At 65.9% G+C, this 19,828-nt stretch carries 19 protein-coding genes; 7 read left to right on the top strand and 12 right to left on the bottom strand.

The annotated features are described in order from the left end of the window. The first annotated feature begins 84 nt into the window (after positions 1-84). Positions 85-843, top strand: a complete 759-nt coding sequence (locus tag AB0L82_RS18795) for a TetR/AcrR family transcriptional regulator (RefSeq protein WP_364637434.1) — start codon at positions 85-87, stop codon at positions 841-843. Here AB0L82_RS18795 and AB0L82_RS18790 read toward each other — a convergent pair. Further along, positions 840-1,583, bottom strand: a complete 744-nt coding sequence (locus AB0L82_RS18790) for an SDR family oxidoreductase (protein ID WP_364637432.1) — start codon at positions 1,581-1,583, stop codon at positions 840-842. The two genes, AB0L82_RS18795 and AB0L82_RS18790, sit on opposite strands and share 4 nt — an antisense overlap. A 118-nt stretch (positions 1,584-1,701) precedes the next feature. On the opposite strand from AB0L82_RS18790, the gene AB0L82_RS18785 reads away from it, so the two are divergent. After that, entirely contained in the window at positions 1,702-2,268 is a 567-nt protein-coding gene (locus AB0L82_RS18785) for a TetR/AcrR family transcriptional regulator (RefSeq protein ID WP_364637430.1), read from the top strand. Positions 2,269-2,340: 72 nt separating this feature from the next. Here AB0L82_RS18785 and AB0L82_RS18780 read toward each other — a convergent pair whose 3' ends face one another. The 5 genes from AB0L82_RS18780 to AB0L82_RS18760 all read right to left on the bottom strand — a co-directional run bounded on the left by AB0L82_RS18780 (position 2,341) and on the right by AB0L82_RS18760 (position 9,246). Then, positions 2,341-3,798, bottom strand: a complete 1,458-nt coding sequence (locus AB0L82_RS18780; protein WP_364637428.1) for a catalase — start codon at positions 3,796-3,798, stop codon at positions 2,341-2,343. 115 nt (positions 3,799-3,913) lie between these two features. Next, complete coding sequence (locus tag AB0L82_RS18775; protein WP_364637426.1) at positions 3,914-5,029, bottom strand: tetratricopeptide repeat protein; 1,116 nt, start codon at positions 5,027-5,029, stop codon at positions 3,914-3,916. Beyond that, positions 5,022-6,164: a tetratricopeptide repeat protein gene (locus AB0L82_RS18770; RefSeq protein ID WP_364637424.1), complete on the bottom strand. Its 1,143-nt coding sequence runs from the start codon at positions 6,162-6,164 to the stop codon at positions 5,022-5,024. Before AB0L82_RS18770 ends, AB0L82_RS18775 begins: the two co-directional genes overlap by 8 nt. Continuing rightward, positions 6,157-7,914 carry a tetratricopeptide repeat protein gene (locus tag AB0L82_RS18765; protein WP_364637422.1) on the bottom strand — a complete coding sequence of 586 codons (1,758 nt, stop codon included), beginning with the start codon at positions 7,912-7,914 and terminating at the stop codon, positions 6,157-6,159. Before AB0L82_RS18765 ends, AB0L82_RS18770 begins: the two co-directional genes overlap by 8 nt. 30 nt (positions 7,915-7,944) lie before the next feature. Then, positions 7,945-9,246, bottom strand: a complete 1,302-nt coding sequence (locus AB0L82_RS18760) for an ATP-binding protein (protein WP_364637420.1) — start codon at positions 9,244-9,246, stop codon at positions 7,945-7,947. A gap of 359 nt (positions 9,247-9,605) precedes the next feature. Here AB0L82_RS18760 and AB0L82_RS18755 point away from each other — a divergent pair, with 359 nt between their 5' ends. After that, positions 9,606-10,961, top strand: coding sequence for a serine hydrolase (locus AB0L82_RS18755; RefSeq protein WP_364637418.1), 1,356 nt, complete (start codon positions 9,606-9,608; stop codon positions 10,959-10,961). Between the two features lie 43 nt (positions 10,962-11,004). Here AB0L82_RS18755 and AB0L82_RS18750 read toward each other — a convergent pair whose 3' ends face one another. Beyond that, positions 11,005-12,243 (bottom strand): helix-turn-helix transcriptional regulator, encoded by a 1,239-nt coding sequence (locus AB0L82_RS18750; protein WP_364637416.1) that lies wholly within the window; start codon positions 12,241-12,243, stop codon positions 11,005-11,007. A gap of 234 nt (positions 12,244-12,477) precedes the next feature. On the opposite strand from AB0L82_RS18750, the gene AB0L82_RS18745 reads away from it, so the two are divergent. Beyond that, positions 12,478-12,699, top strand: a complete 222-nt coding sequence (locus AB0L82_RS18745) for a hypothetical protein (protein ID WP_364637414.1) — start codon at positions 12,478-12,480, stop codon at positions 12,697-12,699. Between the two features lie 73 nt (positions 12,700-12,772). Here the strand turns inward: AB0L82_RS18745 and AB0L82_RS18740 are convergent, their stop codons facing one another. From AB0L82_RS18740 to AB0L82_RS18730, 3 genes are all read right to left on the bottom strand, one after another. Then, positions 12,773-13,807: an aspartate-semialdehyde dehydrogenase gene (locus AB0L82_RS18740; RefSeq protein WP_364637412.1), complete on the bottom strand. Its 1,035-nt coding sequence runs from the start codon at positions 13,805-13,807 to the stop codon at positions 12,773-12,775. A 2-nt stretch (positions 13,808-13,809) separates the two neighbouring features. After that, the gene (locus AB0L82_RS18735; protein WP_364637410.1) at positions 13,810-15,075 is read right to left on the bottom strand and encodes an aspartate kinase; all 1,266 of its coding nucleotides are present in this window, start codon (positions 15,073-15,075) and stop codon (positions 13,810-13,812) included. Positions 15,076-15,163: 88 nt separating this feature from the next. Then, on the bottom strand, positions 15,164-15,619 hold the full coding sequence (locus tag AB0L82_RS18730) for an SgcJ/EcaC family oxidoreductase (RefSeq protein ID WP_364637408.1): 456 nt from the start codon (positions 15,617-15,619) through the stop codon (positions 15,164-15,166). 85 nt (positions 15,620-15,704) lie between these two features. Here AB0L82_RS18730 and AB0L82_RS18725 point away from each other — a divergent pair, with 85 nt between their 5' ends. Beyond that, a complete protein-coding gene (locus tag AB0L82_RS18725; protein WP_364637406.1) occupies positions 15,705-16,172 on the top strand; it encodes a MarR family transcriptional regulator in 468 nt (155 codons plus the stop codon). On the opposite strand, the gene AB0L82_RS18720 is transcribed toward AB0L82_RS18725, so the two are convergent. Beyond that, positions 16,141-16,725 (bottom strand): dihydrofolate reductase, encoded by a 585-nt coding sequence (locus tag AB0L82_RS18720; RefSeq protein WP_364637404.1) that lies wholly within the window; start codon positions 16,723-16,725, stop codon positions 16,141-16,143. The two genes, AB0L82_RS18725 and AB0L82_RS18720, sit on opposite strands and share 32 nt — an antisense overlap. Before the next feature lie 305 nt (positions 16,726-17,030). Here AB0L82_RS18720 and AB0L82_RS18715 point away from each other — a divergent pair, with 305 nt between their 5' ends. Together AB0L82_RS18715 and AB0L82_RS18710 are read left to right on the top strand one after the other, a co-directional pair. After that, positions 17,031-17,591 carry an SRPBCC family protein gene (locus AB0L82_RS18715; RefSeq protein ID WP_364637402.1) on the top strand — a complete coding sequence of 187 codons (561 nt, stop codon included), beginning with the start codon at positions 17,031-17,033 and terminating at the stop codon, positions 17,589-17,591. Between the two features lie 65 nt (positions 17,592-17,656). Further along, positions 17,657-18,922: a low temperature requirement protein A gene (locus AB0L82_RS18710; protein ID WP_364637400.1), complete on the top strand. Its 1,266-nt coding sequence runs from the start codon at positions 17,657-17,659 to the stop codon at positions 18,920-18,922. A 23-nt stretch (positions 18,923-18,945) separates the two neighbouring features. On the opposite strand, the gene AB0L82_RS18705 is transcribed toward AB0L82_RS18710, so the two are convergent. Beyond that, complete coding sequence (locus AB0L82_RS18705; RefSeq protein WP_364637398.1) at positions 18,946-19,728, bottom strand: ion transporter; 783 nt, start codon at positions 19,726-19,728, stop codon at positions 18,946-18,948. Positions 19,729-19,828 lie beyond the last annotated feature (100 nt).

Raw genomic sequence — 19,828 nt, 5'->3', positions numbered from 1 at the left:
GTTCGCAATACCGAACACCGTACCGGGATTCGAACAGCGTTCTAGCAGCGGATATGCTGACCGCCAGACGAAGGAGAAGTGGCCATGAGCGAGGACGAACAGCAGATTCAGTCGGTGTGGACCCGCCAGCCCGCGCGCGGCCGACGCCGCGATCAGCCCGCACTCAGCCGGGAGCAGATCGTGTCCGAGGCCCTGGCCCTACTCGACTCAGAGGGCAGCGAAGCGCTCAGCATGCGCAAGCTCGGGGCCCGGCTGGGCGCGGGGGCCACCTCGCTCTACACCCATGTGGCGAATAAGGACGAGCTGATGGAGCTCGTCACCGATGCCGTCTTCGGTGAACTCACCCCGCCGGTCGCCGGGCCGGATGGCTGGCGGCCCGCGATGGTGAGCTTCACCCGGGATCTGCGCGAGATGATGCTGCGCCACCCCTGGCTGTCCACGGTGCTCGGCGAAATGGGCCTGCTCTACCTCGCGCCGAATATGTTGCGGCTCAATGAATCCGTGCTCAGCCTGCTGGAGGATGCGGGCTTCACCCCCGATGACGCCGATACCGCGGTGACGGTGATCTTCTCCTTCGTCATCGGCATGGCATTGAGCGAGGCCGCCGCCCAGGTCACCTTCCGGCGCAGCGGGCTCACCGAGGTCGAATGGTTCCGCAAACTCATGCCCGCCGCGGAAGTGGCGGCGCGGCCGTACCCGACCCTGCACCGCCGCTACCTGAAGTTCGACGAACAGACCCTCGCACCCGATGTGGATATGCATCAGATCCGAAGTAGCGCTTTCGATATCCAGGTCGGCCGCATACTCGACGGACTCGACCCGGAGCTGCGCAAGGACTGTTAGCGGCCGGTCGGGAGATTGGCCCCACCGGTGACATCCAGGACCACACCGGTGATGAAGCCGTTGGTGGCCAGGGCGTGTACCGCGCGGCCCAGTTCCGCCGGATTGCCCACGCGGCCAACGGGAGTGGTGGCGGCCAGGCCGTCGAAGAGATCGCGGCGGCGCTCCTCCGGGACGCGATCCCACCACGGGGTGTCGATGACGCCCGGGGAGACCGCGTTGACACGGATGGGCGCCAGTTCGACGGCCAGCGGCGGGACCATCGATTGCAGCGCACCGTTGACGGCCGCCAGGCCCGCGGTTCCGGCGAAGGCGGCGCGAGCCGACGCGGCGGTGATGAGGGTGACCGAGGCGGTCGGATTCAGGTGCGGCAGTGCGGCTTTCAGGATGCGCACCTGCGGCCAGAACTTCTGCGCGAAGCCCGCTTCGAGATCGTCGAGGTTCAGTTCGGCGAAGGGTCCGCTGCCCGCGGCGCCGCTGACCGCGATGACCAGGTGATCGATCGGACCGAACTGCGCGAAGAAGGCGTCGATATCGGCCGGGCTGGTCGCGTCCATACGATAGCCGGTGGTCTTGCCGCCGATGCGAGTGACGGCCGCGTCGATCTTGTCTCGGGTGCGGCCGGTGATGATGACCTCGGCCCCCTGCGCGGCGAAGGTGGTGGCGGTGGCCTCGCCGATACCGGAGCTGCCGCCCATGACGACTACCCGCTGGACGGTGGTGGCCGAATCCGCTGTGGTCATGTCGAATGCCTTTCTGACCGTGGCCCCGTCTACTCTTACGAGACCCACAGTCTCGACAACGCAGTTACCGAGACTTTTAGTCTTGACAAAGCGGTGAGTTGGGTCACAGGAGGCACATATGGAACGACCGCATACCGGACGACGCCGCAATGAGGCCGCGCACCAGGCGATTCTGGATGCCGCACTGCGACTGCTCGCGGAATCCGAAGGGGCCAAGGTGAATATCGACGCCATCGCCAAGGCGGCGGGCGTCGGGAAGCAGACCGTCTACCGCTGGTGGCCATCCAAGGGGGCGCTACTGCTGGACGCGCTCACCGACCGGTCCGAACAGGATGTGGCGCGCCCGGACACCGGCTCGCTGCGCGAGGACCTACTGCAGCTGATCGAGTCCACTTTCGCCGGGGCACAACGGGTTCCGACCGGACCGGCGCTGCGGACGCTGGTGCGTGAGGCGGCGTGGGACGAGCATCTCGCGGAGTCGCTGCGCACCTTCGCCATGGAACGGCGCGAGGTCGCGCGGGAGGTGCTCGCGCGCGGACGCGAACGGGGGGAACTGCGCGCGGACGCGGACCTGGATCTGCTGCTGGACCAGTTCTACGGGCTGTTCTGGTATCGCTTCATCATCGGCCACGCCCCCTTGGACCGCGAAACGGCCGAGGAGCTCACCGATTCACTCCTGCGCTGAACGGACCCCTTGCGCCGAAAACGACACCGGGCCCGCACCTTTCGTGGTGCGGGCCCGGTCTCCTGCATAGCGCTAGCTGTTCAGCCCCGCTCGCACACCCTCTTCGATGCGCTTGCCGAGCTCGGTGTCCACGTTCTTCCAGTACTCGAAGACGCGGCTCAGCACCGGCTCCCGCACTCCACCCAGCACATGCCCAACCACGTTGGACACCAGGCGATCTCGCTCACCGTCATCGAGCACCTCGCGCACCAGCGTGCCCGGCTGGGTGAAATCGCCGTCCTCGGCATGCTCGATGTAGCCCGCGTGCACCATGGTCGGTTCGAAATCCCAGAGGCCGCCGTCGGGGGCCCGGTCCGGATCGGCGTGCGGGCCGCCGTACGAATTCGGTGCGTACACCGGGGTTTTCGCGTCGTTGTAGCTGTAGCGCATGGCGCCCTCCTTGGAGTAGGAGTTCACCTCCGCCTTGGGCTGGTTCGGCGGCAGCTGCGCGTAGTTGGTGCCGATGCGGTAGCGGTGCGCGTCGGCGTAGGCGAAGACGCGGCCCAGCAGCATCTTGTCCGGCGAGAAGCCGATGCCCGGAACGACATTCGAGGGTTCGAAGGCGGCCTGCTCGATATCGACGAAGTAGTTGCCCGGGTTGCGGTTCAGCGTCCACTTGCCGATCTCGATCAGCGGGTAGTCCTTATGCGACCACACCTTGGTCAGATCGAAGGGGTTGAAGCGGTAGCCCTCGGCGTCCGCGACCGGCATCACCTGCACATGCAGTGTCCAGCTGGGGAATTCGCCGCGCTCGATGGCCTCCCACAGATCCTGGCGGTGGAAGTCCGGATCGGTGCCCGCGCGGGTGTCCGCCTCGGCCTGGGTCAGCGACTCCACGCCCTGATCGGTCTTGAAGTGGTACTTCACCCAGAAGCGCTCACCGGCGGCATTGATCCACTGGTAGGTGTGTGAACCGTAGCCGTTCATATGGCGGTACGACTTGGGCACACCGCGATCGCCCATCAGCCAGGTCACCTGGTGTGCGGTCTCCGGGCGCAGGGTCCAGAAGTCCCACTGCATATTGTGATCGCGAAGTCCGTTGCCGGGCAGGCGTTTCTGCGAGCGGATGAAGTCCGGGAACTTGATCGGATCCTTGATGAAGAAGACCGGGGTGTTATTGCCGACCAGGTCGTAATTGCCGTCGGGGGTGTAGAACTTCACCGCGAAACCGCGCGGATCGCGCCAGGTGTCCGGGGAGCCCTGCTCACCCGCGACGGTGGAGAACCGCACCAGCGATTCGGTGCGCGCACCGGGCTGGAACAGCTTCGCCTTGGTGAAGCGGCTGACGTCGCCGGTCACCACCAGTTCGCCGAACGCGCCCGCGCCCTTGGCGTGCACGATGCGCTCGGGCACCCGCTCGCGGTTGAACTGAGCCAGCTTCTCGATCAGATAGTGGTCGTGCAGCAGGATCGGGCCTTGCGTGCCGGCGGTGAGCGATTCGTCGTCGCTCACCACCGGGGTACCGGTATTGGTGGTCGTCGGCTTGGTCATTCGAAGCCTCCTCAGGGTGGGGAAAAACTCTTTTTCACCCTGCTCCCTTTTCTGGAGTTAGTCAAGAAAAGCTGGCCGTTTCCTTGAAAAAACCTCGCTACCTGCACAGACGAGTTCACTGGAACGGGTTCACGCCCGGCGGAACCGTCAACCGCGGGGTCGGCGGCGTGGTCGGGGCCACCGGCTGCTGATAGGGGTAGCCCGGCCGCGGAATGTTCGATGGCCAATCCCGCAGCAGTTCCGTCGGGAAGGTCGGAAACGGCCGATACGGAAGGGTCGGCGGTGGATACCGCGCCCACGACGGGACGACCGGCTCGGGCGGCGGGGTGTAGGTGGTCTTGCTCGAATCGGGTGACACACCCGCGACGAGCGCCCGGAGGATCAGGAAGATCACCACCCCGACCACCCACTTGGTGACGCGCTTACCGCGGGCCTGCGCCTTGGTCTCGTACAGGAACTGCGGTTGCGGAACACTGGCGTAGCGGTTCGCCAGCCGCCGCGTCTCCTCCGCCTGCGCGGCCAGCGCGATCCGCTGATCGTCCTCATCCAGCCAGTTCAGATGATCGCGCACCGCCGAGCCGTACTCCGGATCCAGCAGCGCGACCCGCCGCAACTGCTCCTTCCCGGCTTCCCGATCACCGCCCTCGATATCGATCAGGGCGAGCTCGTACAGGGCCTCGGCGTTCTCCGGGTCCAAACACAGCGCCTCCCGGAACGCCGCCTCGGCTTGTTCGTTGCGCCCCTTCAGATTTCGGCGCAGGATGACTCCCCGCAGCAGATGCAGGCCGACATCGTCCGGATCGATCTCCAGTGCGGTGTCCAATGTCGCCAAGGCTGCCGCCGGATCCCGATCCCGCTTGGTGGAAGCCAGAATTCGCAGATTATCGGTGTTCTCCGGCGCGATCTTCACCGCCTGTTCGGCGGCGACCTGCGCCCGCAACCGATGCTCGGCGACCGCCTCCTCCCCCAGCCCGGCATCCCGAGCCATCCCCAACTCCCCCAGCGCCCGCACCCGCCACGCGAACGTGTTCTCCGGATCCCCCCGCAACGCCAGCGCGCTGTACTCCACCGCCCGCGAGTAATCCCGCAACCGCAACACCACATTGGCCATATCGGCCAGCGCCACAACATCTTCCGGCTCCCCCACCAGCACCTCCCCCAGCGTCTCCCGAGCCGCCTCCAACCGCCCCAGACTCGCCAGCACCCGAGCCCGCTCGATCCGGCTATCCATGCGGCACCAGCACAACCGGCGGAAAGGACCGCAGACCCGATTCGATCGCCGGGTCGGTGATCGGGAACAGCGGCCCCGGCCCGGTGGTCCGCACCGGCTGATGATCACTCGTGTCCGGGGAACACCCGCTCACCGCCAACCGGATGAACAGCAGAATCGGCAAGAGCAACAACGCCACCCGCCCCCACCGCCGCTTCCGCCGCGGCGCGGGAGCGGTCGTGGTCACGGGGCCGGACGCGGGACCGGAAACGGTCACGGGAGCGGGAACAGACCCGGGACCGGGAGCGGTCACGGTCGATCCCGCGGATTGCTCATGGCTCGGGTCGCGCTCATCCACCGGCACGGCCGAAGCGGACACGGCGGCAGCGAGCGCGGGCTCATCGGCCCCGAACTTCGGTGTCGACGCCGCGGTCGAACTCCGCCCCAGCACCAGCTCCATCTCGATCTGCCGGACGTACTGCCGGGCCCTTTTGCCGAAACGTGGATCGAGCCGCACCGCTGTCCGGAAGTGGCTGAGCGCCGGTGCGAGGTCGTCACGCTCGTATTCGAGACATGCCAACTCGAAGGCGGGCCTGGCATCCTCCGGGTCCAATCGCAATGCCTCCCGGTAGGCCGCTATGGCCTGATCGCCGAAGGAGGCATCGCGGTGTCGCAACCGGCTCAGGATCTCAGCCCGCACCTCATGCATGCTCGCGCGTTCGGAATCGATCGCGAGAGCGCGATCCACCGTCGCCAACGCGGCCGCCGGATCCGTCAGGCTCTGCACCTGGGCAAGGACGCGCAGAGAGCCGATGCCCTCGGGCTCGAGATCCACCGAGCGGTGCGCCGCGATCGACGCGTCGCCGTAGTGGTTCCGCTGCGATTCGGAGCCGGGCGGGGCAAATTTCGTGAGCAAGTAGAGCGTGAACGCGCGGTGCTTCCACAGCTCCACATTCTCCGGTTGCACCCGCAGTCCGGCATCGCAGAACTCCAGCGCGCGCTCCGGCTCGCTGAGACGAAGCGATACGACCGCCATATGGATGAGCACGGCACAGTTCTCCGGCTCACCCGCCAGCACCTGCGCGAAAAGCTCCCGCGCATCCTCCAGCCGCCCCAAATCGGCCAGTACAGCGGCTCTTTCAATCCGGCTATCCATGCGGGACCACCGGCGGCGGGGAGCGCAGGAACGATACGAACGCCGGATCGGTCGCCGGGTTGTAGGGCGGCACGTATCGAGTGTTCGTCACCGTCGGTGGCTGATGACCGCTCGAATCCGACGAACACCCGCTGGCCACCAACCGCACGAACAGCAGGATCGGAAACAGCAACAGCGCCGATCCACCCCAGCGCCGCGGCCGGTGCAGGCGGGTGGCCGCAGCCTTCTCACGCGTGCTCGCCGCCCTGGACCGCGCGCGCCGCTGCCGCGCTTGTTCTCGCGCCCGCACCCTCACGGCTTCCGCGGCGATCTCCCGCTCGACCCGCGCGGTTTCGGCACGCTCGACCTCGGACTCGATCAACCCGATATGCCGCGCCACCTCTTCCGCCCGCCCCGAATCCCATTGCGCCACCTTGCGCAACCGCGCGAGCGCGGCCCGCCTGCGACCGCACAGCCAATCCGCCAGGGCCAATTCATGTGCGGCAGCGGCATTCTCGGGGTCCGCGCGGAGCATCTCGCGCAATGCCGTCACGGTCGCGACGAAGCTCTCCGCGGTTGCCACGCGCCAGTGCTCGGCATTCAAGAGCCGCAGTTCCGCCAGTATCCCCTCGTTCCATTCGCCTTCGGGCGGAGAGAGACTGGGGACGACCGCACGGACAGGCTGGGACTCGATCAGGGCGATATGCCGCGACACCTGTTCGGCCCGTTCCGAATCCCATTGCGCCACTTCGTGCAATCGCGTAAGCGCGGGTCCACGACGCCCGCACAACCAATCGGCCAACGCCAATTCGTGTGCGGCGGCGGCATTGCGGGGGTCGAGGGCGAGCAGGTCGTGCAACGCCGCGACCGCCGCGTCGAAGCTCTCCGGGGTGGTCTCACGCCAGCGTTCCGGATCGAACCGGCGCAGTTCGGCGAGCGCCTCGGCGTTCCATTCGCCGGTGGGTCCCGAGGGAGCCGGTGCGGGCACCGACTCAGACTCGGGCTCGGGCTCGGGGCTGGAAGCCGCAGCGGGATCGGAGTAGACCAGGGTGAATCCGTCGGCCCGGTACTCATGCTTGATCCGGTGAAGGTAGTGCCGCGCCGACTCCGCGTAGTACGGGTCGATCCGTGCGGCCATATGTAGCCGCTCGGCCGCTTGACTGCGATCGCCGTGCTCGAAGTCGATGACGCCGAGGTGGTAGAGGGCTTCCGCGCTGTTCGGTTCCAGGCGGAGCGATTCGTGGTAGGCGGCTCGGGCTCGCTCGATGAATTCCGCACCGCGCGATTTCAGGCTGTACAGCACCGTGGCATACAACGAGTGCAGAGCGGCGTCCTCGGCATCGATCTCCAGGGCCCGCCCTACTGTCGCGAGGGCGGTGTCCGGATCGGATTCGGCCTGCGTCACCGCGAGAATGCGCAGGCTGGCAACGTCCTCCCCATCGATCTGCACGGCGCGCAACGCGTTCGCCAGGGCATCGGCGTAGTAGCGGCGCGCGGTTTCCGGCTCGGCGGCGGCCCGGCGGCCCAGCATCCAGAAGGCCGCGGCTCGCGAGCGCCACAGCGACGCGTTCTCGGGTAGTGATCGCAGCGCGTCACCGCTGTATCGAAGCGATCGCTGGTAGTCACCGAGCCGATATTCGATATCGGCCATCAGGGCCAGCGCCCACAGATTCTCCGGCTCGCCGGCGAGCACTTCCGCCAGCAGCTCCCGGGCGGCTTCCGGCCGCCCCAGTTGAACGAGCACACCGGCCCGTTCGATACGGCTATCCATTTGGTCTTCCCGCCCCTACCGCATGCTCGGTCAGCGGAGCTTCATGCGCTTCATGTAGGTGGCGAGTTCGTCGTAGGCGCCGTCGTTGTTGGCGAATTCGACTACGTTGCGGGCGGATTCGAACCAGGCGTTGGTGCTGGGGCGGATCTGGGTCATGGCCTGGTCGATATCGGACATGCGGATGGGGCGGACGGCTCCGGCGCGCAGGGAGTCGGCCATCGCCAATTGGGTTGCGGAGGTGGCGATGTGGGCCAGGTCCGCGCCGGAGAAGCCGTCGGTGCGCAGGGCTATGGCCTTGAGGTCGATGCCCTCGACGGGCCGGTCCTTCAGGTGGTGGCGCAGGATGGAGACGCGGGCGTCCGGATCGGGCAGGGTCACCAGGATCATGCGATCGAAGCGGCCGGGGCGGCGCAGCGCGACATCGATATCCCACGGGTGGTTGGTCGCACCGAGGATGTAGACGCCCTCGTTATCGCCTGTGGCCGAATCCATTTCGGTGAGCAGCTGATTCACCACGGTGCGCAGGCCCGCCGAGCCGGACATCTGGCTGCGCTTGTAGCCGAGCGCGTCGACCTCGTCGATGAACAGCACGCAGGGCGCGTTGCGGCGCGCCACCTCGAAGATCTGGTGCAGATTGCGTTCGCTCGCGCCCAGGTGGATATCGAGGATGTCGGCGATCTCGATCGGATAGAAATTCGCGCCCAGCTCGCCCGCCACCGCCGAGGCGATGAAGGTCTTACCGCAGCCGGGCGGACCGTACAGCAGCAGCCCGCCGCGCGCACTGGTGCCGAATGCCTTGGCCAGCTCGGGATTTCGCAGCGGGCCGAGCAGCGAGAGCTCCAGCTGCTCCTTCACGTTCTGCATACCGCCCACCTCGGACAGTGACAGCTTGGGCTTCTCGAACAGCCCCACATCACCCTCGTTGACGACCAGCGGTTCACCGTCGTCGTCCACGAACGCCGGTTTGATGATGTCGCCGACCTCGGCTTCGGCGGCGGCCCAGTCGAAACCGTTGCCGCGCGCGGACTTTAGAGCCTCGGACTCCGGTGCGGCAGGCTCGGCGGTCGCGGTTCCGCCGGACGCGGCAGCGGGGGTCGCGGCGACCGGAGCCGGGCTCGCGCCGCCCGCGAGCGCGGCCGAACAGCGTTGCAGCAGAGCCATAGCCGTCGCATTCCCGGGATCCTGACCCAGCGCGACCGCGCAGTGCGTGAGCGCGTCCGCGTAGCGCTCACGATCGGCGAGCAGTTCGACCACCCGCAGCCGCAGCGACAGCAGCTCGGGGTTCTGCTCGAGCACGCTCGTCAGTTCGGTGATCACCGGATCGTCGGTCAAGGCTTCCCCCCGGGAAAAAGTTCGGTCTTCGGTGCGAATGCTAAACGGTCGCGGTGACAGTGCGCACCGAATAGTTTGCCGCGCGAACCCGCACGGGCCGCCGGGTAGCGCAGATCACACCGCCGGGGCCGGAATAGATCCCGCCGCGGCCCGGTTGATCCCCACTGTCGGCGTCGGTAACAGCCCCGGGCCGCACCCTCCGTCGCTACGAGCGACCACCCGCCGAGAGGCGCTTGTTGGGCGTCGACGCTGCTTCGCGGCACAGCCGCGAGCGACGCCGCCAGGACTCCCCCCGCCTGGCGGCGTTTTGCTGTGCGTTTCGGGGTCTGGGACAGTGCCCGCCGGATAACCTGAAACCCATGTTGCGCAAGCGCGGGGGTTGGGCCGGCGCGGTAGCGGTGGCACTGGTGATCTGCGGCGGCGGTTTCGCGCACGCGCAGCCGGCGGAAATGGCTCAGCCGGAAATACGGTGCGAGCAACCGCAGGGCCGGGAATTCGAACGGGCGGCTCCCGAGCAGGCCGGTCTGGACAGCGCGCGGCTGCGAGACGCGTTGAACTTCGCGGCAAGCCGAAATCGATTGAATGTGCAGGTTTTCCGACATAATTGCCTCATCGGCGAGGGGCCGGAAAACGCTCAAACCGGACATATTCCATGGAATGTCTGGAGCGTCACCAAGAGCATTGTCTCGTTACTCGCCGGAATCGCCTGGGATCAAGGCAAACTCGATATCGACGCGCCCATCGACCGTTATCTCCCGCCCGGCATCGGTGATGCCGAACATCGGTCGATCACCGTGGAGAATCTGCTCACCGAAACATCCGGTCTGCGAATCGGACTCGTCACCGAAGGGCTCACCGGCGTCATTCCGGTCGACCCGTTCAGCGCGGTGCAGGCGCTCGCGGTGCCATTCGACAATCCGCCGGGCACGAAATTCTCCTACAGTCAGCGCAATGTCGACCTGCTCTCCTATGTGATCGAACTGGCCATCGGCGAACCGCTCCAGGAGTTCGCACAGCGGGAACTGTTCGGCCCCATCGGCATACAGCGCGGCGACTACTACTGGGCCCGGGACCGCTCCGGGCACACCTACGGCTACGCGCACCTGATGATCCCGCCCGACGATCTGTCCCGGCTCGGCATGCTGACCGCGAACGACGGCCGCTGGCACGGCCGCGAGATCGTCTCGCGGGCCTATCTGCACCGCGCCACCACCTCGTCTAGCACCAACAGCTGCTACGGCTACCTGTTCTGGATCGGCCCCGACTGCGCCGAGAACGCCGAATTCCTGCCCGCCGACATGTATTCCATGTCCGGGCTGGGTCTACAGCACGTGTTCATCATCCCGAGCCTGGACCTGATGGTGGTGTGGACCGGGGTGTTCGGCGTGCACACCAACCAGGGCGCGAGCGGAATCCTGCAGTACGGCATGGAGGTTCCGCACGAATTCTTCCGGGAGCTGTTCGCCGCCTTCCACGACAGCCCGGTACCCGATCCCGGGCAGTTCGTGGAACCGCCGCTGCGCTTCGACGCCTCCAAATACTTCGACACCGATATCGCGCTCGCCGTGTTCGGCCTCGGACCGGACGCCTATCCGGGCTGTAATGTGCTGTCCTGCTTGAATACTCCGCTGGCGCCGCCGTTCAGCGACGCACCGCCGGGCTGTGCGCTGCTGGCATGCGTGGGTCCGGACCCACGCACCCCCGGCATTCACTGAAGGTCCGTTCCGGCATCCGTGGGCCCCCACACCCACGGATGCGTTACGGCGTCACAGCGGCGCGGCCTGCCAGTTCACGCAGATCATCGGCCGGTCGGCGACCCGCGAACTGGAGTAGATCGCGCACCACCTCCCGCGCGCGCGGATCATGGTGCACCAGCTCGGGAGCCAATCGCTCGGCATTGAGCAAGGCCCCCAGCGCATCCTGCGCCTGGCGTCGCTGCGCGTGCGCGCGAGCCACGTCGACCAGGAAACGCGCCTGCCGTTCGGGTGAGAGCACCGAGGCGTCCACCGACGCCGCGGTATCGAGCGCCTCACCCGCATCACCCAATTCGACGGCCACCGCGACCGCGTGCACGGCCACACTGGTCGGACCGAATTCGGTGTCGAAATCATTGCGGCCCTCACCGAGTCGCTGCGCGGCGTTGCGCGCGGCGGCCAAGCCGGTGCGCGCGGCGGTCCGATTGCCATCGGTCGCCGCGATCACCGCCAGCATGAGCTGCAGAGATCCGTAGAGCGACAACACTTCCGGGCGCAACAGCTCGGGATCGGCGACCTGCGGCGCGAGCGCCGCCACCGAAACCCGGGCCGCCTGCTCGGCCTGTTCCAACCGCTGTAGTCGCAGGAAAGCCTGTGCCATGCGGTAGGTTCCGGCCACGACGCTGAGCGCGTCACCGGATTCCTCGGCCGCGGTGAGCGCCCGATCGGCGGCTACCCAGGCCGCGTCCACTTCCTCCTGACGGGTGAATGCGGTGGCGGCCACCTGATAGGCGCGTGACAACAGTGTCAGCACCTCCGGCCGTTTCGCGGAGGTGGTCCGCGCCGCGTGTTCGAGATCCGGAATCAGTTCCAGCAGTGCGCTACCGACCTCGACGAGCCGGGACTCGTGCGCCAACTGCCATGCCAGATCTACTCGTTCCTGTAGCCCCGGCAACTCATCGGCCGACTCGCGATCGGCCTCGTCACCGAGAAGTTGCTCCAGCGCTGGATGTCCGGTGAGCAACAGTCGCAGTTGTTCGAAAACGGCGGATCCGGCTCGATGACCATCGCCACGATCGGCGGCCATCGGTTCGGCCGCCTCGGGTCTCAGGTCTCGCACCGCGACTCCGAGGACGTCGGCCAGTCGCTGGAGTACGGACAGTCTTTCGACCGGCAGTACATCCCGTTCGACTTGCGACACCCAGCTTTCCGAGCGCCTGATTGCCGCGCCCAACTCTTTCTGCGATAGTCCCCGCCGCCGGCGCAACTCCGCTACCCGTGCCCCTAGGGTACTTTCGGCCACCGGGTCAAACTCCTTCTGCCTGATCGGCTTTCCCGGCCGTCACCGCCCGCTTGTTTCGCCGATACCTACCATGCCCTTCTCCTTCCCAGATGGGATCTGCGGACAAGGATTCCACGCCGGGCGAGCTTACGGCGCACAGTATGGAACATGTATTTTTCTTATTGCACCGCAATTTTTCTGTGTTTACCGTTTACTTGGGACCCGTCGCACCAATCCGACAACAAGAGGTGGCACATGACCGCCGCACCGCAAACGCGCGAAGTCCATGTGCGCCTACGCTTTCCGGGTGGCATGGTGCTCGACTACCGAGCCGCCCGCGCAATTGCCGAACGCCTCGCGGCGCACTTGCGTCCGCACAGTATTGAAGTCACCATCGGGACATCGGCAACCACCCCCGATGGTTCCTCGATAGATCGACTTCCACCACTACCCTGTGCGGAACTCTGGACCGACTGAAGAAGGCCAGAATATGAAAAACGGACCGTTCAATCCGTGATGGATCGAACGGCCCGTTTTCGAGACTTTGGACTCAGCGGTCCGCGAGCAGAACTTCGGCGATCTGAATGGTGTTCAGCGCCGCACCCTTGCGCAGGTTGTCACCGGAGATGAACAGCGCCAGACCGCGACCGTCCGGGACGCCCGGATCCTGGCGGATGCGGCCGACGAGCGAATCGTCCTTACCGGCGGCGGCCAGCGGGGTGGGGACATCCACCAGCTGGACGCCGGGGGCGTTGGCGAGCAGCTTCTTCGCGGTCTCGACCGAAATCGGTTCCGCGAATTCGGCGTTGATCGACAGCGAATGCCCGGTGAAGACCGGCACGCGCACGCAGGTGCCGCTGACCAGCAGATCGGGCAGGCCGAGAATCTTACGAGACTCGTTGCGCAGCTTCTGATCCTCGTCGGTCTCCTCCGAACCGTCGTCGACCAGCGCGCCCGCGAGCGGGATCACGTCGAAGGCGATCGGGGCCACGTACTTGTTCGGGGCCGGGAAATCCACGGCCGAACCGTCATGCACCAGCTTCTCGGCATCGTCGATGACCGCGCGCACCTGGGTGGCGAGTTCCTCGACGCCCGCCAGGCCGCTGCCCGACACCGCCTGATAGCTGGAGACGATCAAGCGTTGCAGACCCGCCTGATCGTGCAGCACCTTCAGGACCGGCATGGCGGCCATGGTGGTGCAGTTCGGATTGGCGATGATGCCCTTGACCAGATTGCGGGTCGCCTCCGGATTCACCTCGGAAACCACCAGCGGCACTTCGGGATCCTTGCGCCAGGCCGACGAATTGTCGATGACCGTGACACCGGCCGCCGCGAAACGCGGAGCCTGCACCCGGGACATGGTGGCGCCGGCGGAGAACAGCGCGATATCCAGACCGGACGGATCGGCGGTCTCGGTGTCCTCGACCACGATGTCCTGCCCGCGGAACGGCAGCGTCTTACCGGCCGAGCGCGCGGACGCGAAGAACCGCACCTCATCGGCCGGGAAGTTGCGCTCCTCCAGCAGCTTTCGCATCACCGCGCCGACCTGACCGGTCGCGCCGACAACACCTACGCGTACGCCCATGATTAGCGCCCCGTTCCGCCGTGCACCACGGCCACTTCATCGCCGCCCAGATCGAAGGCGCGGTGCAGCACCTTGACGGCCTCGTCCAGATCGGTGTCCTTGACCAGCACCGAGATTCGGATCTCGGAGGTGGAGATGAGATCGATATTGATGCCCGCGTCCGCGAGCGATTCGCAGAAGGTGGCGGTCACGCCCGGATGCGACTTCATACCCGCGCCGACCAGCGACACCTTGCCGACGAAATCGTCGTACACGACCTGCGAGAAGCCGATCTCGCCCTGCGCCTTGGTGAGCAGTTCGACCGCACGCGGGCCGTCCAGCTTGGGCAGGGTGAAGGTGATGTCGGTCTTACCCGTCTCCACCTTCGAGATGTTCTGCAACACCATGTCGATATTGATCTCGGCATCGGCGACGGCCCGGAACACCTTGGCGGCGTAGCCCGGCTTATCCGGAATGCCGACCACGGTCACCTTGGCCTCGCTGCGGTCGTGCGCGACGCCCGTGAGAATTGCCTGCTCCAACGGGATGTCCTCCATCGATCCGGAAATCAGGGTGCCGGTCTTGTCGGTGTACGACGAACGCACATGAACCGGCACGTTGTAGCGGCGCGCGTACTCGACGCAGCGCAGCATCAGAACCTTCGAGCCGCAGGCGGCCATCTCCAGCATTTCCTCATAGGAGACGGTGTCCAGCTTCTGGGCATCGGCGACGATGCGCGGGTCGGCGCTGAAAACGCCGTCCACATCGGTGTAGATCTCGCACACATCGGCATTGAGCGCGGCGGCCAGCGCGACCGCGGTGGTATCGGAACCACCGCGACCGAGCGTAGTCACGTCCTTACTGTCCTGGGACACACCCTGGAAACCCGCGACCAGCACGATGGTGCCCTCGGCGAGCGCGTTCTGCACCCGGCCCGGAGCCACATCGATGATCTTCGCGTTGCCGTGCGTACCGGTCGTGATGACGCCAGCCTGCGAACCGGTGAACGAGCGGGCTTCCGCGCCGAGCGAATGAATGGCCATGGCCACCAGCGCATTGGAGATGCGCTCACCCGAGGTGAGCAACATATCCATTTCGCGGGCGGGCGGCGCGGGCGCCACCTGCTGGGCCAGATCCAATAGTTCGTCGGTCGTATCACCCATCGCGGAGCAGACGACCACGACATCGTGGCCCTGCTTCTTCGTCTCGACGATCCGCTCGGCGACCCTGCGGATGCGCTCGGCGGTGGCGACCGAGGATCCTCCGTACTTCTGGACGACGAGAGCCACTGCGGGAATCCTCCAAGATCGACAAACTGCTGCTACCGACCTGCAAGACTACCGGCCGAGGTCCATCGGTTTTCGTGCTACCTCCCGGCTAGCCGGTCGCCGAACGGTCACGGCCCGAATCATGGCTTCCCGAAAGAGCATTGAAGAGCCAGCTGTACTTGGTGTTGTGAAAGGCCGCGAAAGCCCACTCCCCCTCGGACCGAACAGCGACGTAGAGATTCACTTTCGTATTGAACCGACCGCGCCGCCGCCTGCCCTTCACCACCGCGCCACGACCGTGTACGACCGCGACGTCGGGAGTGAGGAAACGCACGCCGGTGATCTCCCCGTCGAGGCGCGTGCCCTTCAAATACTTGGCGAACACCGGAACATGCGAGGTCTCGATGGCCTCGCGCCCCTCGAGGTGCTGGCCGAACCAGGTCACATAGTCGGCGTCGGGGGTGAATACGGCGGCGTAGGCGTGCGCGTCCCCTGCCTCCCACGCCCGGTTGGAGCGATCGAAGAGCGAGCGGATGGCGGTTTCGTCGGTGAGTTGAGCGGTCATGGCATCCCCTGAATCAATCGATATCTGACTGAGTAAATAGTTGATTCAGTAAGATATTGCGCGGGACAGACTATGCTGTCAAGGGATGACGAAAAAACACCGTGAGCTCGCCGCCGCGCTCACCCTCGCCGCCCAGCGCACCGCCACCGATGCCGTCATGGTGCACGGGGCCATCGCCGACAAGCTCGGCCTGCACGTCACCGACCTGCGGTGTCTCAACCTGCTGCGGCTGGACGGGCCCGCCACCGCGGGCGAGCTGGCCCAGCGGACCGGGCTCACCACGGGGGCGATCACGCGGATGATCGACCGGCTGCTCAAAGCCGGTTACGTGCGCCGCGAACACGACGAGCTGGATCGGCGGCGCGTCATCGTCACCGCCATCCCCGAGCGCATCGACGAAATCGCCCCGCACTACGAGGTTTTGGCGCGCGAATTCGGCAAGGTCATGAACGACTACACCGATGAGCAGATGCGCGTCCTGCTCGATGTGTTCCAGCGGCTGCACGAAACCTCGGTGCATGTCACCGCGCTGCTACGCGATCCAGCCAGGTGACCTGGGCGTCATTCTCGAAGGCCTCGCGGCGGGTGACTCGGAAACGGGAGGGGTGGAATTCGCCGTCGAAGAGCCGTACGCCCGCGCCCGCGATGACCGGATAGGTCTTGATGACGAGCTGGTCGATCTCGTCGATCAACTCCCCGGCCAACTTTCCGCCACCGCACAGCCACACATCCCTGCCCTCTTCCTTCTTCAGTCGGCGGACCAGCTCGACCGGGTCGCCGCTCACGATTTCCACATCGGGGAAATCGGCCTGGGCCAGCGTGCCGGAGATGACGTACTGCTTCAGGTGCGGATAGGGGTTGGTGATGCCGACGGACAGGCCCGGCTCATAGGTGCCGCGACCCATGAGGATGGTGTCGAACTCCCGGTTCGGCTCATCGACCGCCAGGCCCACCGATTCGCGCAGGAAGGCCGGGATGGTCTCGGGGTAGCGCGCTCCGATCCAGGCGGTCATGACCGCGTCGACCGGCAGGAAGTCGAACTCACCCCGCGGGCCCGCGATGATGCCGTCGATGGAGGCGCCGACGTAGTAGACAAGATTTCGCATGGTTACCGCCTCGTTCGTTGTACTTCGTTTGTAGTGATTAGGAATGTAGTACTACGTCTGGAGTGGTGTCAACGGGAAAGTTTCGGAAAGTTTCGGCGTCGATTCGCGTGTTATCGACTCGAGTTCATTCTGTGACCTGGGTCACCAATTCGGTAAACGGAACTTACCCACGGGTACGTTCCGATTCCATTGCGCGACAGTGAAATTCATGATTCCGGCGAACCAGACAAGACCGGGCGGTATGCGACACAGTTGACTCGGCGAGCGACGCTGGTCACAATCGGTGCCCAAGCTGGAGGGTAGGAATGCGCACTAAGACTGATCACCGCTTCATCATCGACATCGATCCCGATCAGGTGATGGAGGCGTTGCTCATGGTCGAGCAACTTCCCGACTGGTCCCCCTCGTATCAGGACGTCCGGGTCGCCACCCGCGACAAATTGGGCCGCCCCAAGCGGGCATACGTCTCGGCCACCCTCATGGGCCGCCCCGATCGCCAGGTCATCGAGTACACCTGCAGTGAGAACCGGGTCGCCTGGAAGGTCTCCGAATCCAGCGCCGGCGCGGGCGGCCAGGGCTGGTTCGACCTCGCCGAAACCGAGGACGGCGGTACCGAGGTCTGGTACCACACCGAGCTCTACCTGCCGATTCCCGCACCGGGCATGTTCCTCAAGCGCACCGCCCGCCGTGAGGGCGAGACCACCATCGAGAACTTCATCTCGTTCGTCGAATCGGTCACCGGCATTGCGGGACTCGGCGAGGTGGAGGAAGCACCCTACGTCGAACAGGCCGGGTACGAACCCACGAGCTATTCCCAGCCGCTGCACTACGGCGGCCGGCTCGAACCCGGCTTCGGCACCGCGTGACGCCGACGGTGAACACGCCTCGCTGACACTGCCCTTCGGGCCGCGAACCCGGCACTATGTCCAACATGCCCGGTGCGCAACGAAAGCGAATAATGCCGGTGGCGCGAGACGCCTCCGTCACCCAGCTGGAACTCTTCTTCGACCTGGTGATCGTGTTCGCGTTCACCATGGTCACCGATCTGGCCGCCCACGAGACCACCGCGATCAATCTGCTGCGCGCGCTGGTCATCCTCATGCTGCTGTGGTGGATGTGGATCGGCTACTCCTGGCTCGGCAATGTGGTCAAGGCCGATGAGGGCATCGCGCGGGTGGCCATGTTCGTGGCCATGGGCGCGGCGTTCGTCATCGCGCTCACCATTCCCGAAGCCTTCCACGACCTTCCGGGCGGCTGGTACGGGCCGCTGGTCTTCGTCATCGCGTATCTCGTCGCACGCCTGGTGCACCTGTCGGTGTTCTGGATGGCCAGCGCCGATGACGAGAAGCTACGCGGGCAGGTCATTCGCTGGGCCTTCGGCTCACTCACCATCGCCGCGGTGCTGCTGCTGCTCGGCGTGCGCAGTCACGGCGACTGGCAGATCCTGCTCTGGCTGGCCGCGCTCGCCGGCGAAATGCTGTGGACCGGATTCTCCGGCAACGACTGGGTGGTCAACTCCGCCAAGCATTTCGCCGAACGGTACGGGCTGATCATCATCATCGCGCTCGGCGAATCCATCGTCTCGATCGGTGTGGGCGTGGCCGGACTGCCGATCTCCTGGGCCATCACGCTCGGCTCGCTGCTCGGACTCGCGGTCGCGGGACTCATGTGGTGGGCGTACTTCGATGTCGCGGCACTGGTGGTCGAACACGAGATGGAGCACAGCACCGGTGAGCGGCGCATTCAGATCGCGCGCGGCTGCTACACCTACTGGCACTTCCCGATGATCGCCGGAATCGTGGCCATGTCACTGGGATTGAAGAAGGTGCTCGGCTATGTGGGCGGGGCGCAAGGGCATTCGCTCGAGGACAAGCTCTACGGCATTCCGCTGTATGCCCTTTACGGGGGCGCAGTGGCCTATCTGCTGGCGTTGGTGGGTTTCCGGTACTACGCGACACACAAACTGCTCATACCGCGCGTGGTGGCCGCCGTGGCCCTGCTGGCGCTGATCCCGCTCGCCACCACCCTGCCCGCGCTCGGTTCCCTGGCACTGCTGTGCGCGGTGCTGCTGGCGCTGATCGCCTGGGAGACCGTGCGTTACGCGAATCCGCGCGATCGCATCCGGCACGGCGGCGACGAGCTCCGGCACGGTGGCGATGTCCGGCACGGCGGCGGCGAGGCCGCACAGCACGGGTGACGTTGTGGCCGCGCGGGTGAGAACTATTGCTGGAGCCGGTGATTCACCGACTCCGGCACCCGCACCCCGGATCGCACCGCCGTCCGCATCTGATCGATGTTCTCGCGCAGCACATCCGCCACCAGCTCATCGGTGCGCGGATCGGCGAGCACCTGGAATACCAGGCGGAAACTGGCATCGGCGATACCGCGAATGATGTCCTCGTGGAACGGGAGATAGCGCACCCGGCCCAACTGCGGATCCTGGCGGATGAGCTCGAGCATCATCTGATCGAGCTCGCCCCGGTTCTCCTCCAGCGCGTTCGCGATATTGCGGGCGTAGTGGCCGGTGCGCAGCACCTCGCCGACCTCATCGATGACGGCCATGGTGACCGGGCGCTTCACCGCCTCGACGATGACGCCGACCGAACGATTCACCACGGCGGCGGTGACGCGTTCACCGAGTGCGCGATCGGCCACCCGGCCGACGCGGACCGCGATCACCACGATCCGCAGCAGCCGGAAACCGCGGAAGAACGGGCTGGTCACCGGGATCATGCCCAGTACCTCGTACCAGTAGATGAACGGGAACGTCCAGCTCCACGCCTCCCGCCGCCAGCGCCACAGGAATTCGGCCAGGAAGATCGCGCAGATGCTGTAGTCGACGACCCGAATGGCGTTATAGGTGTGCCCCGACACCGGGAAGAATGTCACCCAGACCACCAGCGCCACCGACACCACGGCCAGTGCGAGCATGAACAGATCCGTCCACAGGGCGGGTGGCTTCGGCGGGAATGCCTCCGCCTCCGGTGCGCCGATTTCGCTCACGCCGACCCCTTCCTCACTGAACGGTCTGGCGCCAGCGTAATTGCCCCGGCCGGATCGGTCCGAAACGCGTGACTCGGGCTGCGTCCTGGCTCGCGACGCA

This window comes from Nocardia sp. NPDC052001, from assembly GCF_040680615.1.
Lineage (GTDB): Bacteria > Actinomycetota > Actinomycetes > Mycobacteriales > Mycobacteriaceae > Nocardia.
The sequence above is the reverse complement of the archived record's forward strand: the minus strand, read 5'-3'. Positions and strand labels throughout refer to the sequence as shown.